The 26,787-nt window shown below is 60.7% G+C and carries 15 protein-coding genes; 12 read left to right on the top strand and 3 right to left on the bottom strand.

Translation table 11 applies throughout. The annotated features are described in order from the left end of the window. Nucleotides 1-945: 945 nt before the first annotated feature. Genes aroQ through accC form a run of 3 tightly spaced genes read left to right on the top strand, consistent with a single transcriptional unit; the run spans nt 946 to nt 3,287 of the window. A complete protein-coding gene (gene aroQ, locus FBY02_RS14245) occupies nt 946-1,398 on the top strand; it encodes a type II 3-dehydroquinate dehydratase (RefSeq protein WP_144928563.1) in 453 nt (150 codons plus the stop codon). Nucleotides 1,399-1,446: 48 nt separating this feature from the next. Further along, nucleotides 1,447-1,914, top strand: coding sequence for an acetyl-CoA carboxylase biotin carboxyl carrier protein (gene accB / locus FBY02_RS14240; RefSeq protein WP_144928561.1), 468 nt, complete (start codon nt 1,447-1,449; stop codon nt 1,912-1,914). A gap of 17 nt (nt 1,915-1,931) precedes the next feature. Further along, nucleotides 1,932-3,287 (top strand): acetyl-CoA carboxylase biotin carboxylase subunit, encoded by a 1,356-nt coding sequence (accC, locus tag FBY02_RS14235; protein WP_144928559.1) that lies wholly within the window; start codon nt 1,932-1,934, stop codon nt 3,285-3,287. A 77-nt stretch (nt 3,288-3,364) separates the two neighbouring features. On the opposite strand, the gene FBY02_RS14230 is transcribed toward accC, so the two are convergent. Further along, entirely contained in the window at nt 3,365-7,318 is a 3,954-nt protein-coding gene (locus FBY02_RS14230; protein WP_144928557.1) for a dermonecrotic toxin domain-containing protein, read from the bottom strand. A 211-nt stretch (nt 7,319-7,529) separates the two neighbouring features. Between FBY02_RS14230 and prmA the strand changes: the two genes are divergently transcribed. The 8 genes from prmA to FBY02_RS14190 all read left to right on the top strand — a co-directional run bounded on the left by prmA (nt 7,530) and on the right by FBY02_RS14190 (nt 17,873). Beyond that, the gene (gene prmA / locus FBY02_RS14225; RefSeq protein ID WP_055127223.1) at nt 7,530-8,408 is read left to right on the top strand and encodes a 50S ribosomal protein L11 methyltransferase; all 879 of its coding nucleotides are present in this window, start codon (nt 7,530-7,532) and stop codon (nt 8,406-8,408) included. Nucleotides 8,409-8,438: 30 nt separating this feature from the next. Beyond that, on the top strand, nt 8,439-9,674 hold the full coding sequence (locus FBY02_RS14220) for a DUF3426 domain-containing protein (protein WP_144928555.1): 1,236 nt from the start codon (nt 8,439-8,441) through the stop codon (nt 9,672-9,674). 184 nt (nt 9,675-9,858) lie between these two features. After that, on the top strand, nt 9,859-10,866 hold the full coding sequence (dusB, locus tag FBY02_RS14215) for a tRNA dihydrouridine synthase DusB (protein WP_144928553.1): 1,008 nt from the start codon (nt 9,859-9,861) through the stop codon (nt 10,864-10,866). Next, nucleotides 10,863-11,183, top strand: coding sequence for a DNA-binding transcriptional regulator Fis (gene fis, locus FBY02_RS14210; protein ID WP_024781407.1), 321 nt, complete (start codon nt 10,863-10,865; stop codon nt 11,181-11,183). The genes dusB and fis overlap by 4 nt, the downstream gene beginning before the upstream one ends. An 83-nt stretch (nt 11,184-11,266) precedes the next feature. After that, complete coding sequence (gene purH / locus FBY02_RS14205; RefSeq protein ID WP_144928551.1) at nt 11,267-12,874, top strand: bifunctional phosphoribosylaminoimidazolecarboxamide formyltransferase/IMP cyclohydrolase; 1,608 nt, start codon at nt 11,267-11,269, stop codon at nt 12,872-12,874. A gap of 173 nt (nt 12,875-13,047) precedes the next feature. Next, nucleotides 13,048-14,343 (top strand): phosphoribosylamine--glycine ligase, encoded by a 1,296-nt coding sequence (purD, locus tag FBY02_RS14200; RefSeq protein WP_144928549.1) that lies wholly within the window; start codon nt 13,048-13,050, stop codon nt 14,341-14,343. 99 nt (nt 14,344-14,442) lie between these two features. Then, nucleotides 14,443-17,214, top strand: coding sequence for a hybrid sensor histidine kinase/response regulator (locus FBY02_RS14195; protein WP_144928547.1), 2,772 nt, complete (start codon nt 14,443-14,445; stop codon nt 17,212-17,214). A gap of 62 nt (nt 17,215-17,276) precedes the next feature. Next, entirely contained in the window at nt 17,277-17,873 is a 597-nt protein-coding gene (locus tag FBY02_RS14190) for a MarC family protein (protein ID WP_041023824.1), read from the top strand. Between the two features lie 11 nt (nt 17,874-17,884). Here the strand turns inward: FBY02_RS14190 and FBY02_RS14185 are convergent, their stop codons facing one another. Continuing rightward, nucleotides 17,885-18,703 carry a hypothetical protein gene (locus FBY02_RS14185; protein WP_144928545.1) on the bottom strand — a complete coding sequence of 273 codons (819 nt, stop codon included), beginning with the start codon at nt 18,701-18,703 and terminating at the stop codon, nt 17,885-17,887. 214 nt (nt 18,704-18,917) lie between these two features. On the opposite strand from FBY02_RS14185, the gene FBY02_RS14180 reads away from it, so the two are divergent. Continuing rightward, on the top strand, nt 18,918-19,568 hold the full coding sequence (locus FBY02_RS14180; protein ID WP_144928543.1) for a hypothetical protein: 651 nt from the start codon (nt 18,918-18,920) through the stop codon (nt 19,566-19,568). A 37-nt stretch (nt 19,569-19,605) separates the two neighbouring features. Here FBY02_RS14180 and FBY02_RS14175 read toward each other — a convergent pair whose 3' ends face one another. Continuing rightward, nucleotides 19,606-26,652: a TcdA/TcdB pore-forming domain-containing protein gene (locus FBY02_RS14175; protein ID WP_144928541.1), complete on the bottom strand. Its 7,047-nt coding sequence runs from the start codon at nt 26,650-26,652 to the stop codon at nt 19,606-19,608. Between the last annotated feature and the right edge of the window lie 135 nt (nt 26,653-26,787).

The raw sequence follows: 26,787 nt of genomic DNA, 5'->3' as shown, positions 1-26,787 counted from the left end.
CTCGCGGGTGTAGGTCTTTCGCTCTTGCATGGATCCTCCTGATGGGGCGAATCATATCGCCCTTAAGAGGTGTCCGGGATCATTAAGCCAGTTCAAATGGCCGCCCTCTTCGCGAGCAAGCCCGCTCCCACCCCAGATCCAGGCTGAACACAACATCCATACTCACCGCCAATCTCCTGTGGGAGCGGGCTTGCTCGCGATTGCGGTGGGTCAGCTTGCATAGGCGTCGAATGGCCGCCCTCTTCGCGAGCAAGCCCGCTCCCACCCCAGATCCAGGCTGAACACACCTCCATACTCACCGCCAATCTCCTGTGGGAGCGGGCTTGCTCGCGATTGCGGTGGGTCAGCTTGCATAGGCGTCGAATGTGCCGCCCTCTTCGCGAGCAAGCCCGCTCCCACCCCAGATCCAGGCTGAACACAACATCCATACTCACCGCCAATCTCCTGTGGGAGCGAGCCTGCTCGCGATAGCGGTGGGTCAGCTTGCATGAGTGTCGAATGTGCCACAGCCATCGCGAGCAAGCTTTGCTCCCACAGGTGGTGTGTCCTCAGGTACAGCTGGGGAAATAGGTCGGCAAGCTGCCTCGCTTTGGCTTTTGATCTTGATCTTGGATGCCCCGTTAACCACGAAGGCCGAACGCAGGCATTGCGTAGTGGTGGGGCAAGAGCGTTTTGGTTACTTTTGCGCTTTTCAAAAGTAACCGCCGTCAGGGCGGAACCCTAAGCCGCCGTTACCGCAGCAATGGATATGTATCCGGTCAAAAATCCGTACAGCCCGAGCAAGCTCCCACAGGGCCACGGTGACCAAACTCAGTACCATGGTCATAAATTTTTCGCAAACATCGCTCATCGTGCCGGCTATTGCCGAGAACTGGACAGTCATTAAGGGTTTGCGGCATAGTCGCCGGGTTCTGATACCTGCTCACAGATAATAAGGAACAGCAGATGGCGACCCTTTTAGTCCTGCACGGACCCAACCTGAACCTGCTGGGCACCCGTGAACCGGGCGTCTATGGAGCCGTAACACTGGCCCAGATCAACCAGGACCTGGAGCAGCGGGCCCGCGCAGGCGGCCATCATCTGCTCTATCTGCAAAGCAACGCCGAATACGAATTGATCGACCGCATCCATGCCGCCCGTAGCGAAGGCGTGGACTTCATTTTGATCAATCCAGCAGCTTTTACGCATACAAGTGTCGCATTACGTGACGCGTTGCTGGCAGTGAGCATCCCATTCATCGAAGTGCATTTGTCCAACGTGCACAAACGCGAACCTTTCCGCCATCATTCCTACTTCTCCGATGTAGCGGTGGGAGTGATCTGCGGCCTTGGCGCCAGCGGTTACCGACTGGCCCTGGAGGCCGCCCTAGAGCAGCTTGAAAAACAGGCAACAGCTTGAACAACAAGCGTTAAACGCCCCTGACCGACCCTTGGGAGTTGATGATTCATGGATATCCGTAAAGTTAAGAAACTGATCGAATTGCTGGAAGAGTCCGGCATCGACGAGCTGGAGATCAAGGAAGGCGAAGAGTCCGTACGCATCAGTCGTCATAGCAAGACTCCAGCCCAGCAGTTCTACGCTCCGGCACCGATGCAGGCTCCAGCCGCCGCAGCGCCAGCCGCTCCGGCCGCTGCTGCTCCGGCCGCTGCTCCAGCTGCGGCCGCCGCTCCAGCGCTCAACGGCACTGTCGCTCGTTCGCCAATGGTGGGCACCTTCTATCGCAAGTCTTCGCCAACCTCGCCATCCTTCGTTGAAGTGGGCCAGACCGTGAAGAAAGGCGACACCCTGTGCATCGTCGAAGCCATGAAGATGATGAACCACATCGAAGCTGAAACCAGCGGTGTGATCGAGTCCATCCTCGTTGAAGACGGCCAGCCGGTTGAGTACGACCAACCGCTGTTCACCATCGTTTGAACCGCGGAGAGCCTTTGATGACTGCGAAGCTGGAAAAAGTCCTGATCGCGAACCGCGGTGAGATCGCCCTGCGGATCCTGCGTGCCTGCAAAGAGATGGGCATCAAGACCGTCGCCGTTTACTCCAAGGCCGACAAAGAGCTGATGCACCTGGGCCTGGCGGACGAATCCGTCTGCATCGGCCCGGCTTCTGCCGCGCACTCCTACCTGCACATCCCGGCGATCATTGCCGCTGCCGAAGTAACCGGCGCCACCGCCATTCACCCAGGCTACGGGTTCCTGGCGGAAAACGCCGACTTCGCCGAACAGGTCGAGAATTCCGGCTTTGCCTTCATCGGCCCGAAAGCCGAGACCATCCGCCTGATGGGCGACAAGGTGTCGGCCAAGCACGCCATGATCGCAGCCGGCGTACCGACCGTTCCGGGTTCCGACGGCCCGCTGCCTGAAGACGAAGAAACCGCTCTGCGCATCGGTCGCGAAGTCGGTTACCCAGTGATCATCAAGGCCGCCGGCGGCGGCGGCGGTCGTGGCATGCGCGTGGTACACAAGGAAGAAGACCTGATTTCCTCGGCGAAGCTGACCCGCTCCGAAGCAGGCGCGGCGTTCGGTAACCCGATGGTCTACCTGGAAAAATTCCTCACCAACCCACGCCACGTCGAAGTCCAGGTGCTGTCCGACGGCCAGGGCCAGGCCATCCATCTGGGCGACCGCGACTGCTCGCTGCAACGTCGCCACCAGAAGGTCCTCGAAGAAGCGCCAGCACCGGGCATCGACGAGAAGGCCCGTCAGGAAGTCCTGGCGCGTTGCGTCAAGGCCTGCATCGACATCGGCTACCGCGGCGCCGGTACCTTCGAGTTCCTGTACGAGAACGGTCGCTTCTACTTCATCGAAATGAACACCCGTGTTCAGGTGGAGCACCCGGTTTCGGAAATGGTCACGGGTATCGACATCGTCAAGGAGATGCTCAGCATCGCCGCCGGCAACAAGCTGTCGTTCACCCAGGATGACGTGGTCATCCGCGGTCACGCGCTGGAATGCCGGATCAACGCCGAAGACCCGAAAACCTTCATGCCAAGCCCAGGCACGGTCAAGCACTTCCATGCACCGGGCGGCAACGGCGTTCGCGTCGACTCGCACCTGTACAGCGGTTATGCCGTTCCACCGAACTACGATTCGTTGATCGGCAAGCTGATCACCTACGGGGCGACCCGCGACGAAGCCATGGCGCGCATGCGCAATGCGCTGGAAGAAATCGTGGTTGACGGGATCAAGACCAACATCCCGCTGCACCGCGATCTGGTACGTGACAAAGGCTTCTGCGAAGGCGGCGTCAACATCCATTACCTGGAACACAAGCTGGGCAACCAGCACTGATGCCCCAAGTGATGTAAAAGACCCCGGTCCATTGGCCGGGGTCTTTTTTTGCCTGCTTTCAGAAAAGCCGCAATGGCTCAGCTCAGCGTCACCACGGAAAACGCCTGGGCTTCGATCTGCGCCGCCGTCGCCGGCCTGCCCTGGGGCGTGCTGACGACACCATTGGCATTGGCGACCAGAGGATCGTTGCGCACGCGCGTCATGAACCCGCGCGCGCGCATCGATACCGGGTCCATACTCTTCTTCGCCCGTGCCAGCACCGGTATATAGTAGCGCTCGACCTGGCTGCGGGAGGTCTTGAAGACCGATGTGAGGCCACTGTTTAGATCCAGTGAAACTCCATAGGTATTGCCGAAGCAGGACGAGTAAGACCAATGGTCCCAGGTAGGTTGCAGGCCCTGGCGCCTCATTGCCGACCTGACCCGCCCGCCAATGTCGGCCCCCGTCAGCCAGTCCCCGCCCACCAGGGTGACGCGGACATCCTGCGCGGTCCCGCCCAGGCGCGGCATGACATCGCGAAGGCTGCGCTCGATAAGCGCACGGATATTGTGATCGAAATGAATGACCGCCCCCGCCCTTGTGGTGGGGTTGTACAACGACGCGATCACACATGTCTGCGCGTTCAGGGAGAACAGATAGTTGTCCGCCACAGCCGCGTTGAACCTCGCCACCACCACCTCACCCTGCAACGCGCCCCTCGATACATCCGGGAAAACATGGCCGGGAAACGCCTCCCGCAGATCGCTCACTCGCCCAAGGAAAACCGCTTGCTCATTTCCCCCTCGCAAGCCGACTGCGTTGTGCACCCACTTGCCATTGCCCAGCCTGCGGATGGGCAAGTTATACAACGCCCCGGGACGACTGGAATCCACCAGACACAAACCGCCGAAACGACGATCTTGCTTCACCTGGTAATACCGGCCCCGACTGCGTATGTAATAGGTCTCGAACGGCTGCGATGCGCTGGACGGGCTGCGATAGGTGCCCTGGTAAATCCCCTCCGTGGTTACCCGCTCCAGATGCCCGGGGGGCTTGGCCACCGCCTGCTGCGGCTTGAAGCGAATGGGCGGGATGATTGGCCCTGCCTCCCGGGCGAGCGACGCCACGCTTCTCAAGCGCTGCCTGGAAAGAGACAGGGTCTGCACCACAAGCTTCAGGTTACTCGCCGCCCATCCCACTAGCGTAGCGGCGACCCCGGCTCCCAGCGCGGCGAACAAGGTGCCCCAGGAGGCCATCAGCCAATGGCCCAGCGCACGATTCGTATCTCCCTGCCAATGAACCTCGGCGGCCTGCTTGACGCTGGCGGCGATCAAGGCGGCATCCAGCAGCAGGGCAAAAGGCGGATAGACCAGGCAAACAGGCGCCGAAGCAAACAGCAACCCCTTGATGACCTGCTGCCGGATGACTTCGGCACGACTGCGGGTGATGCTTTCCACATCGGTGACAGCACGCTCGATGTAAGCATCGAACTCTGTCTGGATATCGCGTACTCGATTGAACTCGCGCAAGGTGTCGACGCTGGAGCGTGTCTTCGCCAGCTCCATCAACGAGCGCCTGACGGCCGTGCGGGCGCCCAGCGCGACACGCGCCAACATATAGTCCTGCAGGCGCGCGGCGACGCTTGCGGAGAAATCCTGGTATCGGCGAAACGTGACACCGTCCGGCGCGTCTGGCGTGTACAACCAATACACGCTCTTCGGATCGAAATAAGTGAAGACGTATACGCCCATCACGATATGACCAGCGATGGAAAACCTGATCACCCCCTCGTGCTGTACGACGGCCCCTGGATACACCGGGCCCGACGCCGGCACCGATTCGCTCAGGAGGGTGACTTGTCGAGTGAGCCACCAGAATTCGCTCGCACTTAACTGGAGTTGCCCCATGGCGACCCGCAGGTCACGGTCCATCCGGGTCAGCAGCAGGTTGCGGTAAGCGGCGCGGCGCGCGGAGTATTCAGGAGCACCGGCATCGAGAAATTTGGCACGGATCTCCCGTGCATACTGCTCGCCCAGGTACGCCCGTCGAAGATAGGACGCCAGCTCCGCACTGCGGACTTGCCCCAGGTCCTGCCCTACCGACGAACGCACACCCTTTTCGGGCCGGTCGATACCCGAATTATCGTCGTACCCGTAGATGGCAAGGTCCAGCAGGCTGGCGACCTTGGCTTTGCCATCCGCCAATCCCGGGTTGTAGTCGATGAGTACCGTTGCGGGGTCGACCGGCTCCTGCACCCCCTTGCTGCGCATATAGGGGGCAATGGCCTGGGTGACGACACGCTTGGCGTAGTCCGCGAAGATTTCGTAATCGGCAATCTGCTGGTTGAAAACCTCCTGATGGAGCAGGACCTCTTGGCTCAGGCTACTGATGTTGCGCCGCGCATCGAGCGGCAACGCAGAGTACCAGCGCGGCGATTCGTCCCGTTCCACCTGTGCCAGATTGTTGTCCAGCCCCATGGCAACGAGGCTTTCAAGGCAAGCCCTGAAACCGGTCACCGCTCCCCGTGGATCGCGGCTCGAGTCCCAGGTCGTCGGCTGGTCCGCTACGCCGGCAAAGTATTCCCGGGCCCTGCCCCGCTCAACGGGAGAAATCCGTTGCAGCAGGTACTCGCGACCGGCTTCGCTACGTGTCCATCCGCCTATTTCCAAGTTCACCGCCCGCAACGAAGGCAGCTCGACCCACTCCTGGCCATCCGGCTTATCGGGGGCATACAGCAGCAGGTCGCCTTGCAGATCGTGGCGATGGAACAAAAGAAGATCGTCACACCGTAAAGCGTTCGGAAGTATCAGGCTGCTGACCCGCAAAGCGCTGGCTACCTGCCCCTCCCACAGCGCCATGACCGCCTCGTGGTTGGCCGCCTTGAGGTGACCTGCGCAACGGGCAATGAACACACTTTGCTGCAGCCGCGCCATGAACCAATCGAGCAGAGCATCTTTCAAGTCCTCTTGGCCATAACGCTCGACCAGCGCTGGCAAATACCCCGCCGGAGCATCGATGTCCGCCAGCAATTGGGTGATGAACGCTGGCGAAAGCGGCTGGTTGCGCAGCATCGCGCCGTTTTCCACCAGGAACACCGAGACAGCGTCCGACCTGACCGGCCCGGCCGCCAGCAGCTCGCTCAAGTTGTGGGCGTGTACCGGTTGGCCCATCACGCTACGCCACTGCAATTGCACCCGGATGCTGTCAGGCTCAACCTCCATATCCAATTCCTGCCTGACATAGTCCTTGGCCAATTGCCGGGCAAACGCCTGCAACGACCCCAGGCCATCGAGCAAGCTGTCCACCTGCGCCCGTGCCTGAGAAGTCTGGTCCTGGAAAACTTTCAGCCGTCTGCGGTCAGCTTCGCCCAACCCACGCAACCAGTCAGGCAGTTGCAAACGAGCGATCGCTTGCAGCGCCTGACGCTCCGAAGCGCTCGCCAACGCCGTCAACGCACTCATCCGCCGCCAACCATCCTGGAGTGTTTCCAGTTTACCCCGCAGGTCATCGACCTCCAGGCCCGCCAATCGCTCCGGCTGGAACATTGTGGTGGCACTGCTCAGGTGATCCTCAAGCCTGCGCTGGACCACTGCCACCAAAGAAGTCTCCTCCCCGGCCATTTTCCAGTGCCGTCGCAGATAATCCCCGTAGTGGTCGATAAAGTTCGAAGCGACGCTCTCCACCACTTGGGTAATGACCTCCTGTCGCTCGACCGCTATCCCCCGATCAGCCGCCCCCGGCCAACGATAAGGCGCGTCCTGTTCTTCGTCGGGCATGACTGGCTGCTGGTCGATCATGCGTTGCAGCACGGTATCGAGCAGGGTGTCGATGAAGCGTGGATCGATATTGCCTTGGTAATAATGGGTACGCAGTTCAACCAGCAGGTACTCTTCCAGCACCTCCAGCACGCCCATCTGGGTTTGCAATCGCGCATCGATGGCCGCTTGCCAACGAACCAGTCGCTCCAGAATGGTATATACCGTTGCCGCCTTCGGGGAAGGTACCGGCCCTGTACTGCTCACGTTTCTTTGCCGCTCGGCCGTGTTGTCCATCACATTCCTCCCTGTTGTGTGAGCCCGCACCTTATCCGCCCGCCAGCGCACGCATGTCATACATATATATTCCGAAACACCACGCCAGGCGTGCTGACTCACTTATCCACTTTGACGGCGACCTGGCGTACACTGCGCAGCTTTCGCAGCCTGGTGGCCACACAGGCCACCCAGCCTGCTTCCTGTAGATTTATTTCCAAAGGTGCCCGCCATGCCTTGGCTGCAAGTACGTCTGGCCATCAGCCCGGAACAAGCCGAAACCTACGAAGACGCGTTTCTTGAAGTAGGCGCCGTATCGGTCACCTTCATGGACGCCGAAGACCAGCCGATCTTCGAACCGGAACTCAACACCACTCCGTTGTGGTCCCACACCCACTTGCTGGCGTTGTTCGAAGGTGGCACCGAAGCGGCCAGCGTGCTGGCCCATCTGGAACTGCTGACCGGCAGCCCATTGCCCGAACATCACAGCGAAGTGATCGAAGATCAGGACTGGGAACGCAGCTGGATGGACAATTTCCAGCCGATGCGCTTTGGCCAGCGGCTGTGGATCGTACCGAGCTGGCATGCGGCGCCGGAGCCGGACGCCGTCAACCTGCTGCTGGACCCGGGCCTGGCGTTCGGCACCGGCACCCACCCGACCACCGCGCTGTGCCTGGAATGGCTCGACGGGCAGGACCTCAAGGGCTGCGATGTGCTCGACTTCGGCTGCGGGTCGGGCATCCTGGCCATTGCCGCGCTGCTGCTGGGTGCCAAACAGGCGGTCGGCACCGACATCGACGTCCAGGCCCTGGAAGCGTCCCGCGACAACGCCGGGCGCAACAACATTGCCGAAGCGCTGTTCCCTCTCTATCTGCCGCAGGACCTGCCTCAGGTCCAGGCCGACGTACTGGTGGCCAACATCCTCGCCGGACCGTTGGTCTCCCTGGCGCCGCAACTGTCGGGCCTGGTCAAGCCGGGCGGGCGACTGGCGCTGTCGGGCATCCTGGCTGAACAGGGCGAGGAAGTCGCCGCCGCTTATGCCGCCGACTTTGACCTGGACCCTATTGCCAATCGTGATGGCTGGGTGCGCATCACCGGACGTCGGCGCTAGAATGGCCGCCTGTATCCACCGGATTGCCGCATGACTGACAGTTTCGTCACCCAGTGCCCGCATTGCCACACCAGTTTTCGCGTCAGCCATGCTCAATTGAGCGTGGCCCGCGGGGTGGTTCGCTGCGGCTCGTGCCTGCAAGTCTTCAATGCCGCACGGCAATTGCTGGAACAACGGACCGCCAGGGAGCCCGCCCCCACCGTCGCCGCACCCCTGCGGCCCGCAGCCGTCGAAACACCGCCCAGGGCGATCAGCCAGAAACAGTGGACCGCCGCGGAGCTGGACCTGGATGACCTGGACAAGGAACTGGCGCGCCTGGAACGGCGTGACAAACGCGCACCGGACTCCTTCGGGCGACGCCGTGAAGATAACCTGAGCGCACAGCGGGACCACCTCTCCAGCGAGCAGGAGCCCTGGTCCGACAGCCTGTACAGCGACACTCCCGCTGAGCGCGCGCAAGCAGTGGCCCAGGTCCCCATCGAGCCTTTCGCCCCCCATGAGCCGGTCCGGCCACCCCGTACCGAGCCGTCCCTGTCGCTGCCCCTGACGCTTGAACCACTGGAGCCGGACGAAGTGCCTGGCGCGCCGCTGCACCTGGCGCCGGACGATGAACCCGACGAACGCCTCGAGCGCCTGTCCGCCACCGACGATATTGACGATATCGACGAAGAACCGGCCCTGCCGCGCAAGAAACGCGAACGTCAGGAACCCGGAATACGCGCCGAAGTTCTCCAGGACCTTGACGACGATCCGTTGCAACTGGACTGGCGCAAGCGCCGCTCGCCCTGGGGTCGGCGCCTGCTGTGGAGCCTGTTGATCCTGCTGGCCGCCGGGGCCTTGGCGGGCCAGTACATCGCTTACCATTTCGAGGAATTGGCCCGCCAGGACCAGTACCGCCCGTGGTTCCTGCAGATTTGCCCGACCATCGGCTGCGACGTGCCATCCAAAGTCGACATCGCCAAGATCAAGAGCAGCAACCTGGTGGTACGCAGTCATCCGGACTTCAGCGGCGCCCTGGTGGTGGACGCGATCATCTACAATCGTGCGCCCTTCTCCCAACCTTTTCCGCTGCTGGAACTGCGCTTCGCCGACCTTAACGGGCACTTGATCGCCAGCCGCCGCTTCAAGCCCGGAGAGTACCTGGGTGGCGATCTCGAGGGCCTGGGGGAAATGCCGCCCCAGACCCCTATTCACATCGCCCTGGACATCCTCGACCCAGGCCCCAAGGCAGTGAACTACAGCCTGAGCTTCCACTCGCCCGAGTGAAGCCACCGGGGCCAGTCGATTGACGGCGGGTTTCTGACCCACCCCAGCCGGACCAAACCGCTGGCGATAACAAAGTAGCTGTTCAGATTTTATCCAATTCCATCTTTATCCAGTCATCGAGAGCGGGTATCATGCCAACCCTTTTTCGAAGTCTCATGATCCGGCCCCACTTCAGGGAAGTCCTATGTCGGCGGTACGCATCGGCCCATATACACTGCAGAACGGTCTGATTCTCGCCCCCATGGCGGGTGTCACCGATCAGCCCTTTCGTCAGTTATGCAAACGGCTGGGCGCCGGTCTTGTGGTTTCGGAAATGGTCACCAGCGACATGAGCCTGTGGAACACCCGCAAGTCACGTCTGCGCATGATCCACGAAGGCGATCCCGAGCCCCGCTCGGTGCAGATCGCCGGTGGCGATGCACAGATGCTGGCGGAAGCGGCCCGGGCCAACGTGGCGTTGGGGGCACAGATCATCGACATCAACATGGGCTGTCCGGCGAAGAAGGTCTGCAACAAGGCTGCCGGCTCGGCGCTGTTGAAGGATGAGGCCCTGGTTACCGAGATCCTGCAGGCGGTCGTCGCTGCAGTCGATGTGCCGGTGACGTTGAAGATCCGCACCGGGTGGGACCGGGAGAACAGGAATGGCCTGACGGTGGCGAAGATCGCCGAACAAGCGGGAATCACGGCGTTGGCGGTCCATGGCCGCACCCGTGCCGACCTGTATACCGGCGAGGCCGAGTACGACACCATCGCCGCGATCAAGCAGGCGGTGTCGATACCGGTGTTCGCCAACGGCGACGTCGACTCGCCAGAGAAGGCGCGGTACGTGCTGGACGCGACCGGTGCCGACGGCCTGTTGATCGGCCGGGCTGCCCAGGGGCGGCCCTGGATTTTCCGTGAGATCGAACACTTCCTGCGCACCGGCGAAAAGCTGCCTGCGCCGCAAATGTCCGAGGTGGAACGAATTCTGCTGGAGCATCTGGCCGCGCTGCATGCCTTCTACGGAGAAGTCATGGGCGTGCGCATCGCGCGCAAGCATGTGGGCTGGTATCTCGCAACCCTGCCGGGCGCCAGGGAGTTTCGCGCCCGCTTCAATCGTTTGGATGGTACGCAAGCACAATGCGCCGACGTTCAGGCCTTCTTCGCTGAACGTTACAAGAGCCTGACAGGGGACGAAGGGGTGGCCGCATGACGATGATGACCGAGACTTTAGTGAGTGGAATAACACCCGTGAGCGACAACGTGAATTTGAAACAGCACCTCAATACGCCAAGCGAAGAGGGTCAGACCCTTCGCGGGAGTGTCGAGAAGGCGCTGCACAATTATTTCGCCCACCTTGAGGGCGCTGCCGTCACGGATGTGTACAACCTGGTGCTTTCCGAAGTCGAGGCGCCACTGCTCGAAAGCGTGATGAACTACGTCAAGGGCAACCAGACCAAGGCCAGTGAGATGCTGGGCCTAAACCGCGGCACCCTGCGCAAGAAACTCAAGCAGTACGATCTGCTGTAAGCATTCAATCAAACCAGAAAGGCGCCCGCATAAAAAACGGTCGCCTTTTTTGCTGACTTCCCTTGCTTTTGATGGAAATTGAAATGACCGACCAGACCACCCGCCAGCCGATCCGCCGCGCCTTGATCAGCGTCTCCGACAAGACCGGGATCCTCGAATTCGCCCGCGAGCTGCAACAGCTGGGCGTCGAGATCCTCTCCACCGGCGGGACCTTCAAGCTGCTGCAGGACAATGGTGTCGCCGCAGTGGAAGTCGCGGACTACACCGGTTTTGCGGAAATGATGGACGGTCGGGTCAAGACCCTGCATCCGAAGATTCATGGTGGGATCCTGGGTCGTCGTGGCATCGACGACGCCATCATGAACGAACATGGCATCAAGCCGATCGACCTGGTGGCGGTCAACCTCTACCCGTTCGAAGCCACCATCAGCAAGCCGGGCTGCGACCTGCCGACCGCCATCGAGAACATCGACATCGGCGGCCCGACCATGGTCCGCTCGGCGGCCAAGAACCACAAGGACGTCGCCATCGTGGTCAACGCCAGCGACTACGCCGGCGTGCTGGAGAACCTCAAGGCCGGCGGACTGACCTACGCTCAGCGTTTCGACCTGATGCTCAAGGCCTTCGAACACACCGCTGCCTACGACGGCATGATCGCCAACTACATGGGCACCGTGAACCAGGCCGCTGAAACCCTGTCGACCGAAGGTCGCAGCGAATTCCCGCGCACCTTCAACACCCAGTTCATCAAGGCCCAGGAAATGCGCTACGGCGAGAACCCGCACCAGAGCGCGGCGTTCTACGTGGAAGCCAAGCCTGCCGAAGTCGGCATCGCCACCGCGACCCAGTTGCAAGGCAAGGAACTGTCGTTCAACAACGTGGCCGACACCGACGCCGCGCTCGAATGCGTGAAAAGCTTCGTCAAGCCGGCCTGCGTGATCGTCAAGCACGCCAACCCATGCGGCGTGGCCGTGAGCCCGGATGCCGAGGGCGGTATCCGCCAGGCCTACGAACTGGCCTACGCCACCGACACCGAATCGGCCTTCGGCGGCATCATCGCCTTCAACCGCGAATTGGACGCCGAGACCGCCAAGGCTATCGTCGAGCGCCAGTTCGTCGAAGTGATCATCGCCCCTTCCGTCAGTGAAGAAGCCCGCGCCATCGTGGCCGCCAAGGCCAACGTGCGCCTGCTGGCCTGCGGCCAATGGTCGGCCGACCGTGCACCGGCCTGGGACTACAAGCGCGTCAATGGCGGCCTGCTGGTCCAGAGCCGTGACATCGGCATGATCGGCAGCGACGACCTGAAAGTGGTGACCCAGCGCGCCCCGAGCGAGCAGGAAATCCATGATCTGATCTTCGCCTGGAAAGTCGCCAAATACGTCAAGTCCAACGCCATCGTCTATGCCAAGAACCGCCAGACCATCGGCGTCGGCGCCGGCCAGATGAGCCGCGTGAACTCGGCCCGCATCGCCGCCATCAAGGCCGAACACGCCGGTTTGCAGGTCCAGGGGGCGGTCATGGCCTCCGATGCGTTCTTCCCGTTCCGTGACGGCATCGACAATGCGGCCAAGGTGGGGATTACCGCTGTGATCCAGCCGGGTGGCTCGATGCGTGACGCTGAAGTGATCGCTGCGGCTGATGAAGCCGGCATCGCCATGGTATTTACTGGCATGCGCCACTTCCGTCACTGAGTGGCGGTAGCTACAAGCCTCAAGCTGCAAGCGGCAAGAAAAGAGCAGGCAGATGTCGATCTTTTTACCGGTGCAGCCTTACTAATTCAAAGCCAAGAGCTGCAAACAAGAGTCACACGTATTCGCTCTTACTTGCAGCTTGTAGCTTGCAGCTTCTCCGAAGGAGTCTTTCTTTGAATGTTTTGATCATTGGCAGCGGCGGCCGTGAACATGCCCTGGCCTGGAAAGTGGCCCAGGATCCGCGTGTGCAGAAGGTCTTCGTGGCGCCGGGCAATGCCGGTACTGCCATCGAAGCCAAGTGCGAGAACGTCGCGATCGACGTGCTGGCCCTGGATAAACTGGCCGATTTCGCCGAAAAGAACGTCTCGCTGACCATCGTCGGCCCGGAAGTGCCGCTGGTCGCCGGCGTCGTCGACCTGTTCCGCTCCCGTGGCCTGGACTGCTTTGGTCCGACCGCCGGTGCCGCACAGCTGGAAGGCTCCAAAGCCTTCACCAAGGATTTCCTGGCCCGGCACAAGATTCCGACCGCTGACTACCAGAACTTCACCGAAATCGAGCCGGCCCTGGCCTACCTGCGGGAGAAAGGCGCTCCGATCGTGATCAAGGCCGATGGCCTGGCCGCCGGTAAAGGCGTGATCGTGGCCATGACCCTGGCCGAGGCCGAAGACGCCGTGCGCGACATGCTCGCTGGCAATGCCTTCGGTGACGCCGGTTCCCGGGTGGTGATCGAAGAGTTCCTCGACGGCGAGGAAGCCAGCTTCATCGTCATGGTCGACGGCAAGAACGTCCTGCCAATGGCCACCAGCCAGGACCACAAGCGCGTCGGCGACGGCGACAGTGGCCCGAACACCGGCGGCATGGGCGCCTATTCCCCGGCTCCGGTCGTCACGGCCGAGGTGCACCAGCGCGTCATGGACCAGGTGATCTGGCCGACCGTGCGCGGGATGGCCGAGGAAGGCAACGTCTACACGGGTTTCCTCTATGCTGGTCTGATGATCGACAAGGCTGGTAACCCAAAAGTCATCGAATTCAACTGCCGTTTCGGCGATCCTGAGACCCAGCCGGTGATGCTGCGCCTGCAATCGAGCCTGGTACTGCTGGTCGAAGCCGCACTGGCTCAGGCGCTGGACAAGGTCGAAGCCCAGTGGGACCCGCGCCCGAGCGTGGGTGTCGTCCTGGCAGCCGGCGGCTATCCGGGCGACTACGCCAAGGGCAGCGCGATCCATGGCCTGGAAGCCGCAGCCCAGCTGGAAGGCATGGTATTCCACGCCGGGACCGCGCTGAAGGATGGCCAGGTCGTCACCGCCGGCGGTCGCGTATTGTGCGCTACCGCCATGGGCACCAGTGTCGACGCCGCCCAGCAGCAGGCCTACAAGCTTGCGGCCGAGATCGATTGGGCAGGTTGCTTCTACCGTAAGGACATCGGCTATCGTGCCATTGCCCGCGAGCGTGGCGAAAATCTGCAATAACCCGGCCTTTCAGCCAGGCAGGGCTTCGTGGCCCTTGCCTGTCTGTCAGGGCGCCGCGCATAGTTATAATCTGGCATCAACCTACGAAGGGATTTCGCCGTGCGCTGGCTCAGGATCGCCATAGGCTTTATCGTCACCCTGCTGACGCTGCTCATGCTCCCGGCCCAAGCCGCGCCAGGCAGTGGCTGGGCGGTATTGCTCGACGAACAGGGCGACCTGAAGCTGAGCGACATCCGTTCCGCCCGTTACACCAATCAATTCAGCCCCATCGACCTCGACCGTCTCCAGGCCGCCGAGCCCGATGGAGCACTGTGGCTGCGCTTCCGACTGGCTCCCGACAAGCATGAACAGATCCTGCGCATCTTCGCGCCCGACCTGTCGCGCCTGAACCTCTATGTGCTGGACGGCGAGGCCCTGGTCGACCAGCAGGTCACCGGCAATGCCCTGCCCCGCAGCGAACATTCGGTGCCGAGCAGCGATTTCATGCTGGCCCTGCCCCGCAGCGACAAACCGCTGGACGTCTACCTGCGCTTGGCATCCCGGCACGAACTGCGCCCGTACATCACCCTGCAGCCGGCAATCATGGCGGCGGCGGATCAGAACCAGACCCTGATCTATGGCTTGCTGTTCGGCTGCATCGCCATGCTGATCCTGCACAACCTCACCCGCTACGCCTACACCCGCTCACGCAGTTGCCTGTGGCTGGCGGCTTGCGAGGGGCTGCTGATGCTGAGCCTGGCCCTGTTGCTGAACCTGGCGGGGGGCTGGCTGCCCGACTGGCCGGCGGTGCAGACACCGGGCGCCTACCTGGCCCTGTTGCTGACCGCGCCTTGCGGCCTGATGTTCGCCTACCGTTTCTTTGCGCCCCTGGGACCGCATCCGCTGAACCGACTGCTGCTGGGGGACATCGTCTTCATCATGCTGTGCAGTCTGTTGCTGTTGTTCGTCAACACCTTGCCGCTCAATATCATGACCTATGCGCTGGTGGCCCTGGCCGGCCTGAGCATGCTGTTCGTCAGCGCCTGGCACTGGCAGAAGGGGTATCGCCCGGCACGGCTGTTTGTCGCGGCCATGGTGGTTTTCAACCTGGGCACGCTGATCATCCTGCCGGCCCTGCAAGGCCTCACGGAGGTCGCTCCCCAAGGCCTGATTGTCACATTGCTGGTATTCATCTGCATCAGCGGCCTGTTGATGAGTGTCGCCTTGGGCGAACGCCAGCGCTCTATCAACGAGAGCCGTTTCAGCATCAGTCGCGACCTCGCCGCGAGCAATGCCGAGATCAACGCCAAGGCGGAATTCCTGGCCAAGATCAGCCATGAGATCCGTACTCCGATGAACGGCGTGCTGGGCATGACCGAACTGCTGCTGGGCACGCCGCTGTCGGTCAAGCAGCGCGACTATGTGCAGACCATCCACAGCGCCGGCAACGAGTTGCTGACGCTGATCAATGAGATCCTCGACATTTCCCGGCTCGAATCCGGCCAGATCGAACTGGACGATGTGCAGTTCGATCTCAATGCGTTGATCGAGGATTGCCTGAGCATCTTCCGCGCCAAGGCCGAGCAGCAGAATGTCGAACTGATCAGCTTCATCCAGCCTCAGGTACCAAGGGTGATCAGCGGTGATCCGACGAGGCTGCGCCAAGCGTTACTGAGCCTGCTGGAAAACGCCTTGAAAAAGACCGACGAGGGCGAGGTACTGATCGTCGTCGCCCTCGACGAGCGCAGCAGCGAACCGCGCCTGCGCATCGCCGTGCAGGACAGCGGATTGCCCATGGACGCCGAAGAGCGCGACACGCTCATGCACGCGGAACTGCACAGCAAGAATTTCCTGTCGGCCACACGCCTGGGCGGCAACCTGGGCCTGGTCATCGCCCGCCAATTGATCATGCTGATGCACGGCGAGTTCGGCATCAAGAGCGGAAGCAACCAGGGCAGCACCTTGTGGCTGACCCTGCCGCTGGACCCGGATCGCCTGGAGCATCCGACCTCCGATCTCGACAGTCCGCTGCAAGGCGCCCGGGTACTGGTGGTCGACGACAACGAGACCTGTCGCAAGGTGCTGGTGCAACAATGCAGCGCCTGGGGCTTGAATGTCAGCGCGGTGCCATCGGGCAAGGAAGCCCTGGCGCTGCTACGCACCAAGGCTCACCTGCGGGATTATTTCGACGTGGTGCTGCTGGACCAGAACATGCCCGGCATGACCGGCATGCAACTGGCGGCCAAGATCAAGGAAGACCCGAGCCTGAACCACGACATCCTGTTGATCATGCTCACCGGCATCAGTAATGCACCGAGCAAGATCGTGGCGCGCAACAGCGGCGTCAAGCGCATCCTCGCCAAACCGGTGGCCGGCTATACCCTCAAGACCACCCTCGCGGACGAACTGAACCAGCGCAACAGAGGCCATGCCCCCAATATTCCATTGAATGCCGGTCCCGCCGCACCGGTGAAAGTTCCCAGTGACTTCCGCATCCTGGTGGCTGAAGACAACAGCATTTCCACCAAGGTCATCCGCGGCATGCTCGGCAAGCTCAACCTGCAACCCGACACCGCCAGTAACGGCGAGGAAGCCCTCAAGGCCATGAAGGAACGGCGTTACGACCTGGTCCTGATGGATTGTGAAATGCCCATTCTCGATGGGTTTTCCGCCACCCAGCAGCTGCGAGCCTGGGAAATGGGCAACCAGCGGACCCGTACGCCCATCGTAGCGCTCACCGCCCACATCCTGGCCGAGCACAAGGAGCGGGCCCGTCAGGCCGGGATGGACGGCCACATGGCCAAACCGGTGGAGTTGTCGCAACTGCGCGAGCTGATCGAGCATTGGGTGGCGCAACGCGAACAACAGAACCGCACGGCGCAAACGTCCTGAGCCGACAGACGTCACTCTGCCTGATAGACTTCCGTCCTCTTCTTCCGCCCTGAGCCCCGACCATGCTCCATGTGCTGTTCAGCGTTTACCTGAAGATGCTGGTGCTCTACAGCCCCTTCTTCGTTTTGTCGTGTTTTATCGGCCTGACCCGCGGCTATTCGCGCAAGGAGCAGCGACGCCTGGCCTGGAAGGTCGCCATCGCGACGCTGGTCTCCAGCGTCTTGCTGTATTTGTTCGGGCGGGTGATTTTCAGTGTATTCGGCATCACCGTGGATGCGTTCCGTATCGGCGCCGGCAGCGTGCTGTTCATTTCGGCGCTGGGCATGGCCCAAGGCAAGTCGGCGGTACAGACCGACAGTGTCCAGCAGGACGTGACCATCGTCCCGCTGACCATTCCGTTGACCGTCGGCCCCGGTACCATCGGCGCGCTGCTGGTGATGGGCGTGAGTCAGCCGCACTGGGACGACAAACTCATGGCCATCATCAGCATCGCCCTGGCCAGCTTCACCGTCGGCGTCGTGCTCTACCTGTCCAGCCGTATCGAACGGATTCTGGGTGACCAGGGCTTGCAAATCGTCAGCCGCCTGATGGGGTTATTCGTCTGTGCATTGGCAGCACAGATCATCTTCACCGGCGTAAAAGGCTACCTGGCGCCATAGCCCCCTGCCCGTCAGCCTTGCTTGCGGCGGTTGAATCGTTTTCGCAGCACTTCCCTGCGATGTTCGCCCAGGTACTCCTCGATGTCCGACCTGAACTCCTCGTAACGAGCCGGGTTGAACGTTACGAAGGATTTACCGCGAAAGATTTCCCGCGCCGACGATTGCCAGTTCACGAAAAGCACACCGCCGTTATTCGACGTTCCGGTCTGCCTGATCGAGGCGGACGAGGCGATCAGGATACCGTTGGCCAACTGCTCGCAGGGAATGACAGAGAGGCGAGCACCCTCGGGGGTCTTGACCTGGCTGTTGTACAGATTGAGGGTTTGCTTATCCTGCTTCAGCCCGTCGATCGTGGTATTCACCACGGTACCGAGCACCGACGCTGCCGGGACACTGGCCTTCACCCCATCGATGATCCCCTTGACGATATCGCTGATCACGAAGTCCATGTCCACGCGCTGGGAACTCTCGGAGTAGCGGGTATAGCCATCATCGGCAACGAAACAGCCGAGGTCATGCAGGCATCGGATGAACGCGTCATACCACGCCAGGGTGTTCTTGCCGCCCGGCACTTCGAAATTGGCCTCCATGATGGCCATGGTCATCAGGTTCTCCATGATCGCCATGTTGGTGAGCGACATGTTGGCGCCGTAGCCAACCAGCGCGTTACCCAACATCAGCGCGTCCAGGTCCTTGGTCGGGCTGTCCTGCAACGCTGCTGCTCGACGCACACGCCGGCCGGCAGAGACCAGTGCCTTGCGCCTGTTGATGCGTGCGCCGATCAGTTCAATACTCTGCTCAATACTTACTGCACTTTCAAACTGTTCCATATAACTTCCTTGGTTATGTAATGACCGCTCCTGCGGACAAACAACAATCTAATTTACCCTTCAGGCAAACCGCAACTTTCGGCCCATTACAGCGTATGTAGTTTTTCTGCTTTCCCGTGCCAGCAAACATTCGGATTTAAATCAGTGCAGGCACTCACTTGAATACGCCGACCATCGTTGTATTTATAAAAGACAACTTTGATGGAGATTCCCCATGAACGATCAATCACTGACCGGCCTGGTCACGGGCCCTAACCTGCTTTCCTATATCGAGATGCTTTCCCTGCAGGATCACAACGACATCGCGGACTGCAATAGCATTGCCACTCGATCAGCCGACCTTGGCCATAACCGCTACACCGACTCTAAAAACTGGTTCGAAGAGTATGTTCGCACCATGAATTTCCTCGGCTGGTCGCTGTATGACGACACCATCTTTACCCGCACCCAGCACCTTGTCTCGGGTTCGGTGGCAGACTTCCTGGTTCAGAGCGCCCACGCCATGAAGGACTCCCGGCAGGCGAACGCCATGATCGATACCCTCGATGCCTTGAAAGCCGACCAGCCGGCAACGCTGTCCTTCGACAGGGAAACCCGGCAAGGCGAAACGTTTCAAATCATCCCAGCCCGCTACGACTCACGGAACAACGTCCATCTTGCCCTCTACAAGCTGGAGCTGAGCGTGGATATAAAAAAACACAACTTCCTATTCTGGGACTGGGAAAAACGCTCGGCAAAAATCATTCAGCAACAGGCATTCTTCAAACTGGACAGGAGCCTTCTGAACAGTAAAAGAGCCCTGATTAAAAAGAAGTTGGATGAACACCTCACGCGGCGATTCAATCTGAGAAGAATCGCCCCGTGAGCATCAACAACCTGGCCCCGCTTATTGGCTGGCCTGATTAATTCACTGCATTATTTTCCAGCGCCTTCGAGACGCTCAGCAACGCCTTCAGCGTGATGCTATTGCGCGGGTTCGGCTGGGCGTCCAGGCGCTGTATCAACTTGGAAACGGCATAGCGTCGATGGTCCTCGAAACTGAGCACCACTTCACCCCGCAAGTTGATATCGCGGGCGTACACTTCACGAATAATCACACTGTGCCCGCTGTCAGGATCGATGATCACCAAGTGCTCATCGACAATGCTCAGCAACAGTCTGTCCGGGTCAGACAGTTCCCAGATCAACTTGCCTTCGGCAGACACACCATCCAGGGGAGGTCGGCAGTCGAGAACGACCGATTCGAGCCTCAGCCAGGCCTCCTTCGTCAGCCGGTAACTCGCGCCCCCCTGCCCCATGCGCAGAACCAAGGTCGTGACATCGTCCGGCAGCAGATCATCGATCTTCATCTTTTCCCCGCCGATGACCAATACCTCGCCATCACGTTGGACGTAGCCGAGGGGCCCCGCCTCTTCCATAGCTGGGTAGCTCAACAACTTGCCATCGCTGTGTTCATAAAGCAGTACGTTGTCCTGCCGCTGGGTTCCCAGTAAATCGAAGGCCCTTGGGATCTTGGTCCTGGATACTCGAATCAAGCGTTTGCGCTCAGTGACGAACCATTGCAGGTCATCGGGATCCTCCACGCTCAGCAACGCGCTACGAAACGGCTGGTCCGCCAATTGCTCGAGCCTCTCCTGCGTCCGGTCACCCTGGGCAACGACCCATTCTTGAGTCACGCCCGTGAGCAACGCTGGCTCACGATTGCGCAGCGAAACCACCACGCCTTCGGGCGTCACGCCACGCAGTCCGGTACCTTCGACCGTTACCTCGACAAATCGCCAGGGTGCCCATTCACGCTGCGCCTTGGGTAACGCGTCAGCCTGCAACACTTGCGTGCCCTGTCCAAAGATCGACTCAAGCTGCTGCGGATCGATGAACGCCTGACGATAAACCTCACCCTGGGACACATCGAATAGCCAGGCCGCCTCGCCATCCGGCGTGACGCTCAGCAGGCGCATTTCCTTCCCATACCCCGGCTCAGCCAACAACAGCCTGTTGTCGATGTACCAGGCACACAACTTCGCGTCACCGCTATAGTTCGTCAGTCCGACAAGGGCCAGACATTCGGTGGAGCTTCGTCGGGCCAGTGGCTCCAATGCAGACCACCAATGTGCCCGACTCTTGAACCATGGCTCGTTCATGCCTCCCAGGCTCAGCTCACCCTGGTCCGTGAGGGTGTAGAACAGCCCGTCGGACGTCAGCACCAGATAGCCATCGCCAACGACGATGATATTTTCCAGCTTCTCGTACTGCTTCCACTTGCTCGACCATTGCCACTCGCCCGCCACCAAGGTGCGTCGCCGACGGCACAACTCCTTTCTGAGCCTGTCGTATACGATGAACACATCGCTGCCATCCTTGGGCGTAAGCAAGGTCAGGTCCGTCATGTTCTTGATCGAGTCCGGCCAGCCACGCAGGTGGTTGGGTTTCGGCGCGGGGCGGATGATCAATTGGTCACTGTGACGGACCCACGCCATGTCCCACCACTGCGCATCGATTTTCCAGCAGACCGACACGAAAGCGGCTGGCTGCCAATTGACGGTGACGTAAGCCGCCTCATTGTCGACATACGGTGTGAAGGGGTAACCGCTGCCCAGAACCTGGGTCCAGTCGGCCAGTGTTTCGCTGGCACTGAACACCGATTCCAGTGCCGGTCCCGCTTCCCGGGTCACCGAACTCAACAGCAATTGCCCGTCATGGATCACATAGACCAGCACATCGCGGGTCTGGTCGGCGCGGGTGATTCGCTGCTCGACATGGACCACTCCTTGAGCGTCCGCTTCGACCCGGCTGATGGTCGTCGCCGCATCCCTTGCACTGCGTAGCCAATAACGATGGCTCAACAGCCCGGTGGTCGCGTCGGCCTGCCAGAGGATCAGGCCCTGCGGGTCATAGAAATAGGCGCTGTCGCCTGCCACCGCCCCCAAAAGCGCGTCATCGGTACCGGGGATCTCGTTACGGATGTACAGGAAACGGTCCTCCTTCGCGTCATACCACGCCGTGACGTGACGGGGCTCGTCGGGCTTTTCGAAAGGAACCAGGTAGCGATGGAGCGGCGTGTAGGGCATCACCAGGCGGTGACCTTGCGCCAGGTATTTGAGGTGAGATTGCAACGCCTGTCGATCCATGCCCGCAGGCACGCCCTGCTCGATGAGCGTGAGTTTGCGCTCGCCCAGCTCGACCTGGAACACTTGATTGCCAGCGATCCGCAGCAGCACGTCATGAAGGCCCGTTCCCGTGAAGCTCACCTGGACAGCACCCACGAACAGTTTCGCATGGCGCTCGATCCGGATGTCGCCTTCATTGGCCCAAGGTGCATCCAGCACCCAACCCGACCGCTGTCGGTTCAACGACTCGAATGTGAGGCTCACGCCGGGGTTGAGTCCCACTGCGCAGCGCTTGCCCGCGCCTTGGATCCGGTAGCTGATTTTTCCGTGCCACGCCGTTGGGAGCACCGGCACCAACAGCGAACGCTCGGTCTCATCGAGCAATACATCGATCACGGTTGGCCGATAGTCCGGGAGCATGCGGTACAGGATGTAGTCGCTCGGAAACGAATAGAACGAAAACAGGAACAGCCATCCGCCATCCGCCTTCTTTTTCTCCAGCCGCCGTGCCGTGTCGAATCCGGGGTCATGGCGCAAGCCCGCGAATGGCAACGCCTTGTACTCATAGCGGTAACAGGTTCTCGGCACGCAAGGCAGTACGATGGCCTGGCCGGCGGACGGGGTGAACTTGACTCGATCGGACAAGCGCAGTTCCCGGCGGATATCGATCGCCTGGTCATAATCGTCATCGAACGTCGGCACACCGAAATGATCCCGCAACGGATATAACCTCGGGCTGCCCAGCGCCAGTTCGCCGCGGCCCAGATCCAACGTGTCGACGATCAGTGAGGGATGTGGCAACCAGGCGGCGCTGCGAGCGTCAAACCGATAGGCCTGGAGATGGGCCTTGGTCAGTTCGTCGAAGAACAGCCCGACCTGCTTGGCCTCTTCGGCGATGGCGGCGAACCCTTGGGCCACGGCCGTCACCCCGACCGCCAAGCCGCCCAGGATCACGGAAGCCCCGCCAAGAAACGCTCCTGCAGTGGTGACGCCGACCGTGAGCGCTCCCGCCGACAACACCAGCCCGGCCGAATCGAAGGCCAGTTGAGTGCCGAACCGGGTGCGTTCGATCTCACTGGATGCAGTAGACAACTGGTAGATATCGAATCCGACATTCGCCAGTTGCAGCAGGCCTCCGGTCGCCTCGCTCACGCTGGATCCCACCGCCGCCTTGACCACAGGCGCAACAGTGCGAGCAATCAATTTCTCTTCCGCCAACGCCTGCCGGACCAGGCCTACCAAGCCCGCTACATCGACCACATTGCCATGCGCCAGTTGTGCGTAATTGACATAGACATGCAGCCGTACCGCCAGGGACAAAGGACGGTCCGGCCCTTCCCGCTCGGCCAACGCGGACATCAGCGCCTGTATGCTGAAGCCGGCATTGAGGGTGTGGACGCTGCCCACTTCGACAGGCTCGCTCGGGACCAAAGGTTTGTTGGCCAAGGTCAGAAAACGCTCTGACAGGTAGTTCTTGATCCGCAGGAGTCGGTGATCGTCGGAGGTGACCCGTACCAGCTGCCCGGGGTCTTTCGGATCGATCAGGTTGATCCGATACGACCCGTCCGAGGTGATTTCCAGGGTTTCGAACAGCGGCACAAGTTGCGGCGCCAGTCGGTTCTGCTGCCGAAGTTGGGTGGTGACCTCCGCAATCCGCTGTCCCCACCAGTGACCATCCAGCGCCAACAGGCTGCTGCCGAGCCGAGGATTGTCCATGAGCGATTGCCCGCGGGCACTGGCCAACCGCTGCCTGACAGGGGGTTGCGAATGTCCGGGCAAGGCACCCGGCTGCAGCAGCTCCGAGACCCGGATCGAACCGGGCAATAAGGTTTTCGACACCCGCTCACCGTCCAGTTCGATCAGCTCGAACGTCGGACGAGCCGCATCCCCGTACGCCGCGTAATGAACAGCCATTTGCTGCTGGATAAAAAACCGCTCCAGCGCCTGCCTGAATCGAGTGGCATGCTCGAACTCGAAGACGCCGAAATTCGGATCGTAGAAGTGATAGGTGCTGCGCTCGCCGTCGAAGGTTCTGGCCACCAGCATGGCGTGATTGTCGGAATTGAGCATCAACGTGCCGGTGGTCGTCCTGGCTTGCAGCGTCTCCACCACACGTTTCAGGTCCGAGCGCCCCAATGCGTTGCCGACGTCACTGAGTTGCACTTCGCGCAGCGCTTCCACACCTTGCAGGAATGTCACGCAATCACTTGCCTCGGGTTCTATGGCCCCCAGGTAGAAGCGCTCGCGCAGGGTGTTGACCGCCGCCTTCCCCTTCGCCATGGCCGCCGCCATGACCAGGGCCAGGGGATAGCAACGCCCGCCGACCCTCTCACCTTCACCCTGAAGCAGCAAGTCCTGAGGAACAAGCTTGATCGTGTCGGCTTCCAGGCCGTCCAGGACAGTCGCCAGGCGCTCGGTGATCCGAACGCGATACTCAAGCTTCGCCACCTGCTGGATCCGGGCGACGTGCCGCCCCCACTGACGCAATGTCAGCGGCTGCTCCAGCGCCTTCCTCTTCAATTCCAGGGCGGTTTCGGAATGCCCGGGCGGCTCACCGCCCGGGTCGGCCAGCCCGGCCTGAAAAGTCGGTGCCTGAAGCTTGAACAGCACGCGTTCGATCGTCGCGTAGTTGCCCGCGATGCCGCGCTCGTCGAGGTTGTTGGCCAGGTTGTCCAATTGTGGGCGAGCCGCCTCGAAGCTGCGATTATCCAGCGCCTGCGCGCCAATCAACGCCCCCACCAGCAAGCGTTGCAGCGGACTCAGTTGAGCCACTTCGAAACTGCCCTTGGCCAGACGGCTCAACAATTCCACGACAGACAAGCGCTGGGTCTGTGCATCGCTCAAGGAGACGGGGGGCAACAACTTCACGCTCTGCTCGCGGATCGACTGGCGCTGGGTAAAACTCAAGGCAATCGCCTTGTCGAAAATCACCAAGCCGGTATGACTGCGATTCATCATTGCCATGAAGGTATCACCCAGCTCATCGGCCAGATGCTGCAGCAGCTCGGTGGATAGCACATGACGGCCTTCCAGCACCGGCCAGCCTTCATCGAACTGGAGCGAGCGGTACTTGAGCAGCTCAGCCATGTCACCGGCATAACGGGCGGCGAAACGGCCTTCCTTCCAGCGTTGTTGTTCGTTGACGAGCCATTGCGCGGTGTCGCTTTCGTTTTCTTTCCAGGAGTGGTCCTGCTCTTCCTCGGTGGCCAGGTTAACGGAGCCAACCGCCGGGATCGCGGCTTCCGCTCGCCACCGCTCAGCCGTTCGGGGCGTGAAATGCGTCTTCAGGTAAGCCGCCATGCCCTCGAGCATGGCGCCAGGTCCGGTCAGGTAGATCGTCACTTCGCTCTGGGGGCGGACTCCATCGCTGTAGTAGGTAGCGGCGGCCTGAATCAGCAAAGACGTGGTCATTTCCACTTCCGGCGGCAACTCACGCAAAGCACCAAATACCTGGCTCGCCGCCTGTTTTGCAACATCGGCCATGGCGTCGACATCGATAAAAGCAATGTTCTGCTCATCGGCCAGGCAAGCGGTGGCATCGACGATTTCATAGTTGAGCCTGAAACGATCGAGCACGGCCTTGAGCATCGCCGACCCCGGGTGGGCCATCAGAAATGCATTGCTCAGCGAGTTCCGTACGACAAGGGCACGCAGCTCGTTGGGACGAGCCAGGCGTTCCACCGGCGTGCGAAAAACCCGATTCAACTCGGGTTTGCTGTCCGCAAAGGCCTTGAGTGCCTCACGGCTTTCCAATGGAATCTGCTCCAGGTAGTCCATGTACTTGCTACGCAACGCCTGCCGGCCTGGCATCCATTCGGGGTTGCGATCAAGCAGCAACTGCAGCGTGCCCAGGAGCGCGTCGGTCTTGAAACCGCGAATGTCCACTGGGCCCAGTTTTTCCAGCAAGGGTGGCAGACCGTCGATGTCGGAATAACCGCCACCTTCGGTGAACAACGCTTCGGCGCGCACCACATCGGAGGCTGAGGCAAAATTGCCACGCAGGCTGATCTCGCGCTGGTAGATATCCTTCAGTTGAAGCGCTTCACCCCGGGCCAGATCACGCAAGGCCAGATTCCCTTCGGCCAGTGCCTGGAGGCTACGTCGGTTATCGGCCTTCAGGGTTTCGAGCCGCGCCTTGTCCTGACCATAGGCCCGAACCAACAAGTCCACCCTCGCGTCATCGGCACTGCCGCCGTTTTCCACCGCTTTCCTGATATGGGCATACATCTGTTGTTTGAGAACAATGACACGCTCTTCATAACGATCACCCAACTCAGATGCTTGGGTACTGTTCTCCCCACCGTTGAGCATGGCATCCGCCTTGGCGGCTTCGACAATAATCCGGTTGGTTTCATAGGCCAACAGCGCATCACTGTCATACCAGAGATAAAGTTGATGCGCCTCGGCGCTCATCACGCGCTTCCAGATATTGAGGTAGTCACGCTGAATAGCGCCAATACCTCCGCCGAGCCAGGCAAAGTGCAATTTTTTCGGCACTTCCGTGGCCGGTACTTTCAACTGCTCAAGACTGTTTTGCAGACGCGTTTCAAAGTTCTCCACCTGGTTTTGAATGTGCGCCAGGTCCACAGCAGCGGAGCCACCATCTGCTGCACGGCGCCGACGGCTGCCCTGCAATGCCGCCAGCGCCTGCTTGAGTAGCCCCAGCGGTTCCAACAAGTACGAGGCATCCTGCACGGCGATACAGCCGGAGTAATATCGGAGCACCGCATCATATTGATCATCGCCCTTGTAGGGCACTAATGCCTGTTCAAGATCCTTCTGTTTCAGTACACCCTTGAAATCGACATAACCATCCGTCGATGAAGACCTGCTTTCACTCATAACAACACTTCCATTTATCGTATATGAATACCGGAGCCACTCTCAGGCGACGGCAGCCCACATGTGCATCCAGCACCTGGGCATTTAAACTTTAAAGAATGCAACGCTCTCTATAAGCGCGGACGAAAGTAACCT

Source organism: Pseudomonas sp. SJZ078, assembly GCF_007828255.1.
GTDB lineage: Bacteria > Pseudomonadota > Gammaproteobacteria > Pseudomonadales > Pseudomonadaceae > Aquipseudomonas.
This window is presented reverse-complemented; position numbering and strand designations above follow the sequence as displayed.

Coding starts and splice junctions, on each gene's coding strand:
- aroQ (WP_144928563.1), top strand. CDS start 946: ATGGCGACCCTTTTAGTCCTGCACGGACCCAACCTGAACCTGCTGGGC.
- accB (WP_144928561.1), top strand. CDS start 1,447: ATGGATATCCGTAAAGTTAAGAAACTGATCGAATTGCTGGAAGAGTCC.
- accC (WP_144928559.1), top strand. CDS start 1,932: ATGACTGCGAAGCTGGAAAAAGTCCTGATCGCGAACCGCGGTGAGATC.
- FBY02_RS14230 (WP_144928557.1), bottom strand. CDS start 7,318: ATGGACAACACGGCCGAGCGGCAAAGAAACGTGAGCAGTACAGGGCCG.
- prmA (WP_055127223.1), top strand. CDS start 7,530: ATGCCTTGGCTGCAAGTACGTCTGGCCATCAGCCCGGAACAAGCCGAA.
- FBY02_RS14220 (WP_144928555.1), top strand. CDS start 8,439: ATGACTGACAGTTTCGTCACCCAGTGCCCGCATTGCCACACCAGTTTT.
- dusB (WP_144928553.1), top strand. CDS start 9,859: ATGTCGGCGGTACGCATCGGCCCATATACACTGCAGAACGGTCTGATT.
- fis (WP_024781407.1), top strand. CDS start 10,863: ATGACGATGATGACCGAGACTTTAGTGAGTGGAATAACACCCGTGAGC.
- purH (WP_144928551.1), top strand. CDS start 11,267: ATGACCGACCAGACCACCCGCCAGCCGATCCGCCGCGCCTTGATCAGC.
- FBY02_RS14190 (WP_041023824.1), top strand. CDS start 17,277: ATGCTCCATGTGCTGTTCAGCGTTTACCTGAAGATGCTGGTGCTCTAC.
- FBY02_RS14185 (WP_144928545.1), bottom strand. CDS start 18,703: ATGGAACAGTTTGAAAGTGCAGTAAGTATTGAGCAGAGTATTGAACTG.
- FBY02_RS14180 (WP_144928543.1), top strand. CDS start 18,918: ATGAACGATCAATCACTGACCGGCCTGGTCACGGGCCCTAACCTGCTT.
- FBY02_RS14175 (WP_144928541.1), bottom strand. CDS start 26,652: ATGAGTGAAAGCAGGTCTTCATCGACGGATGGTTATGTCGATTTCAAG.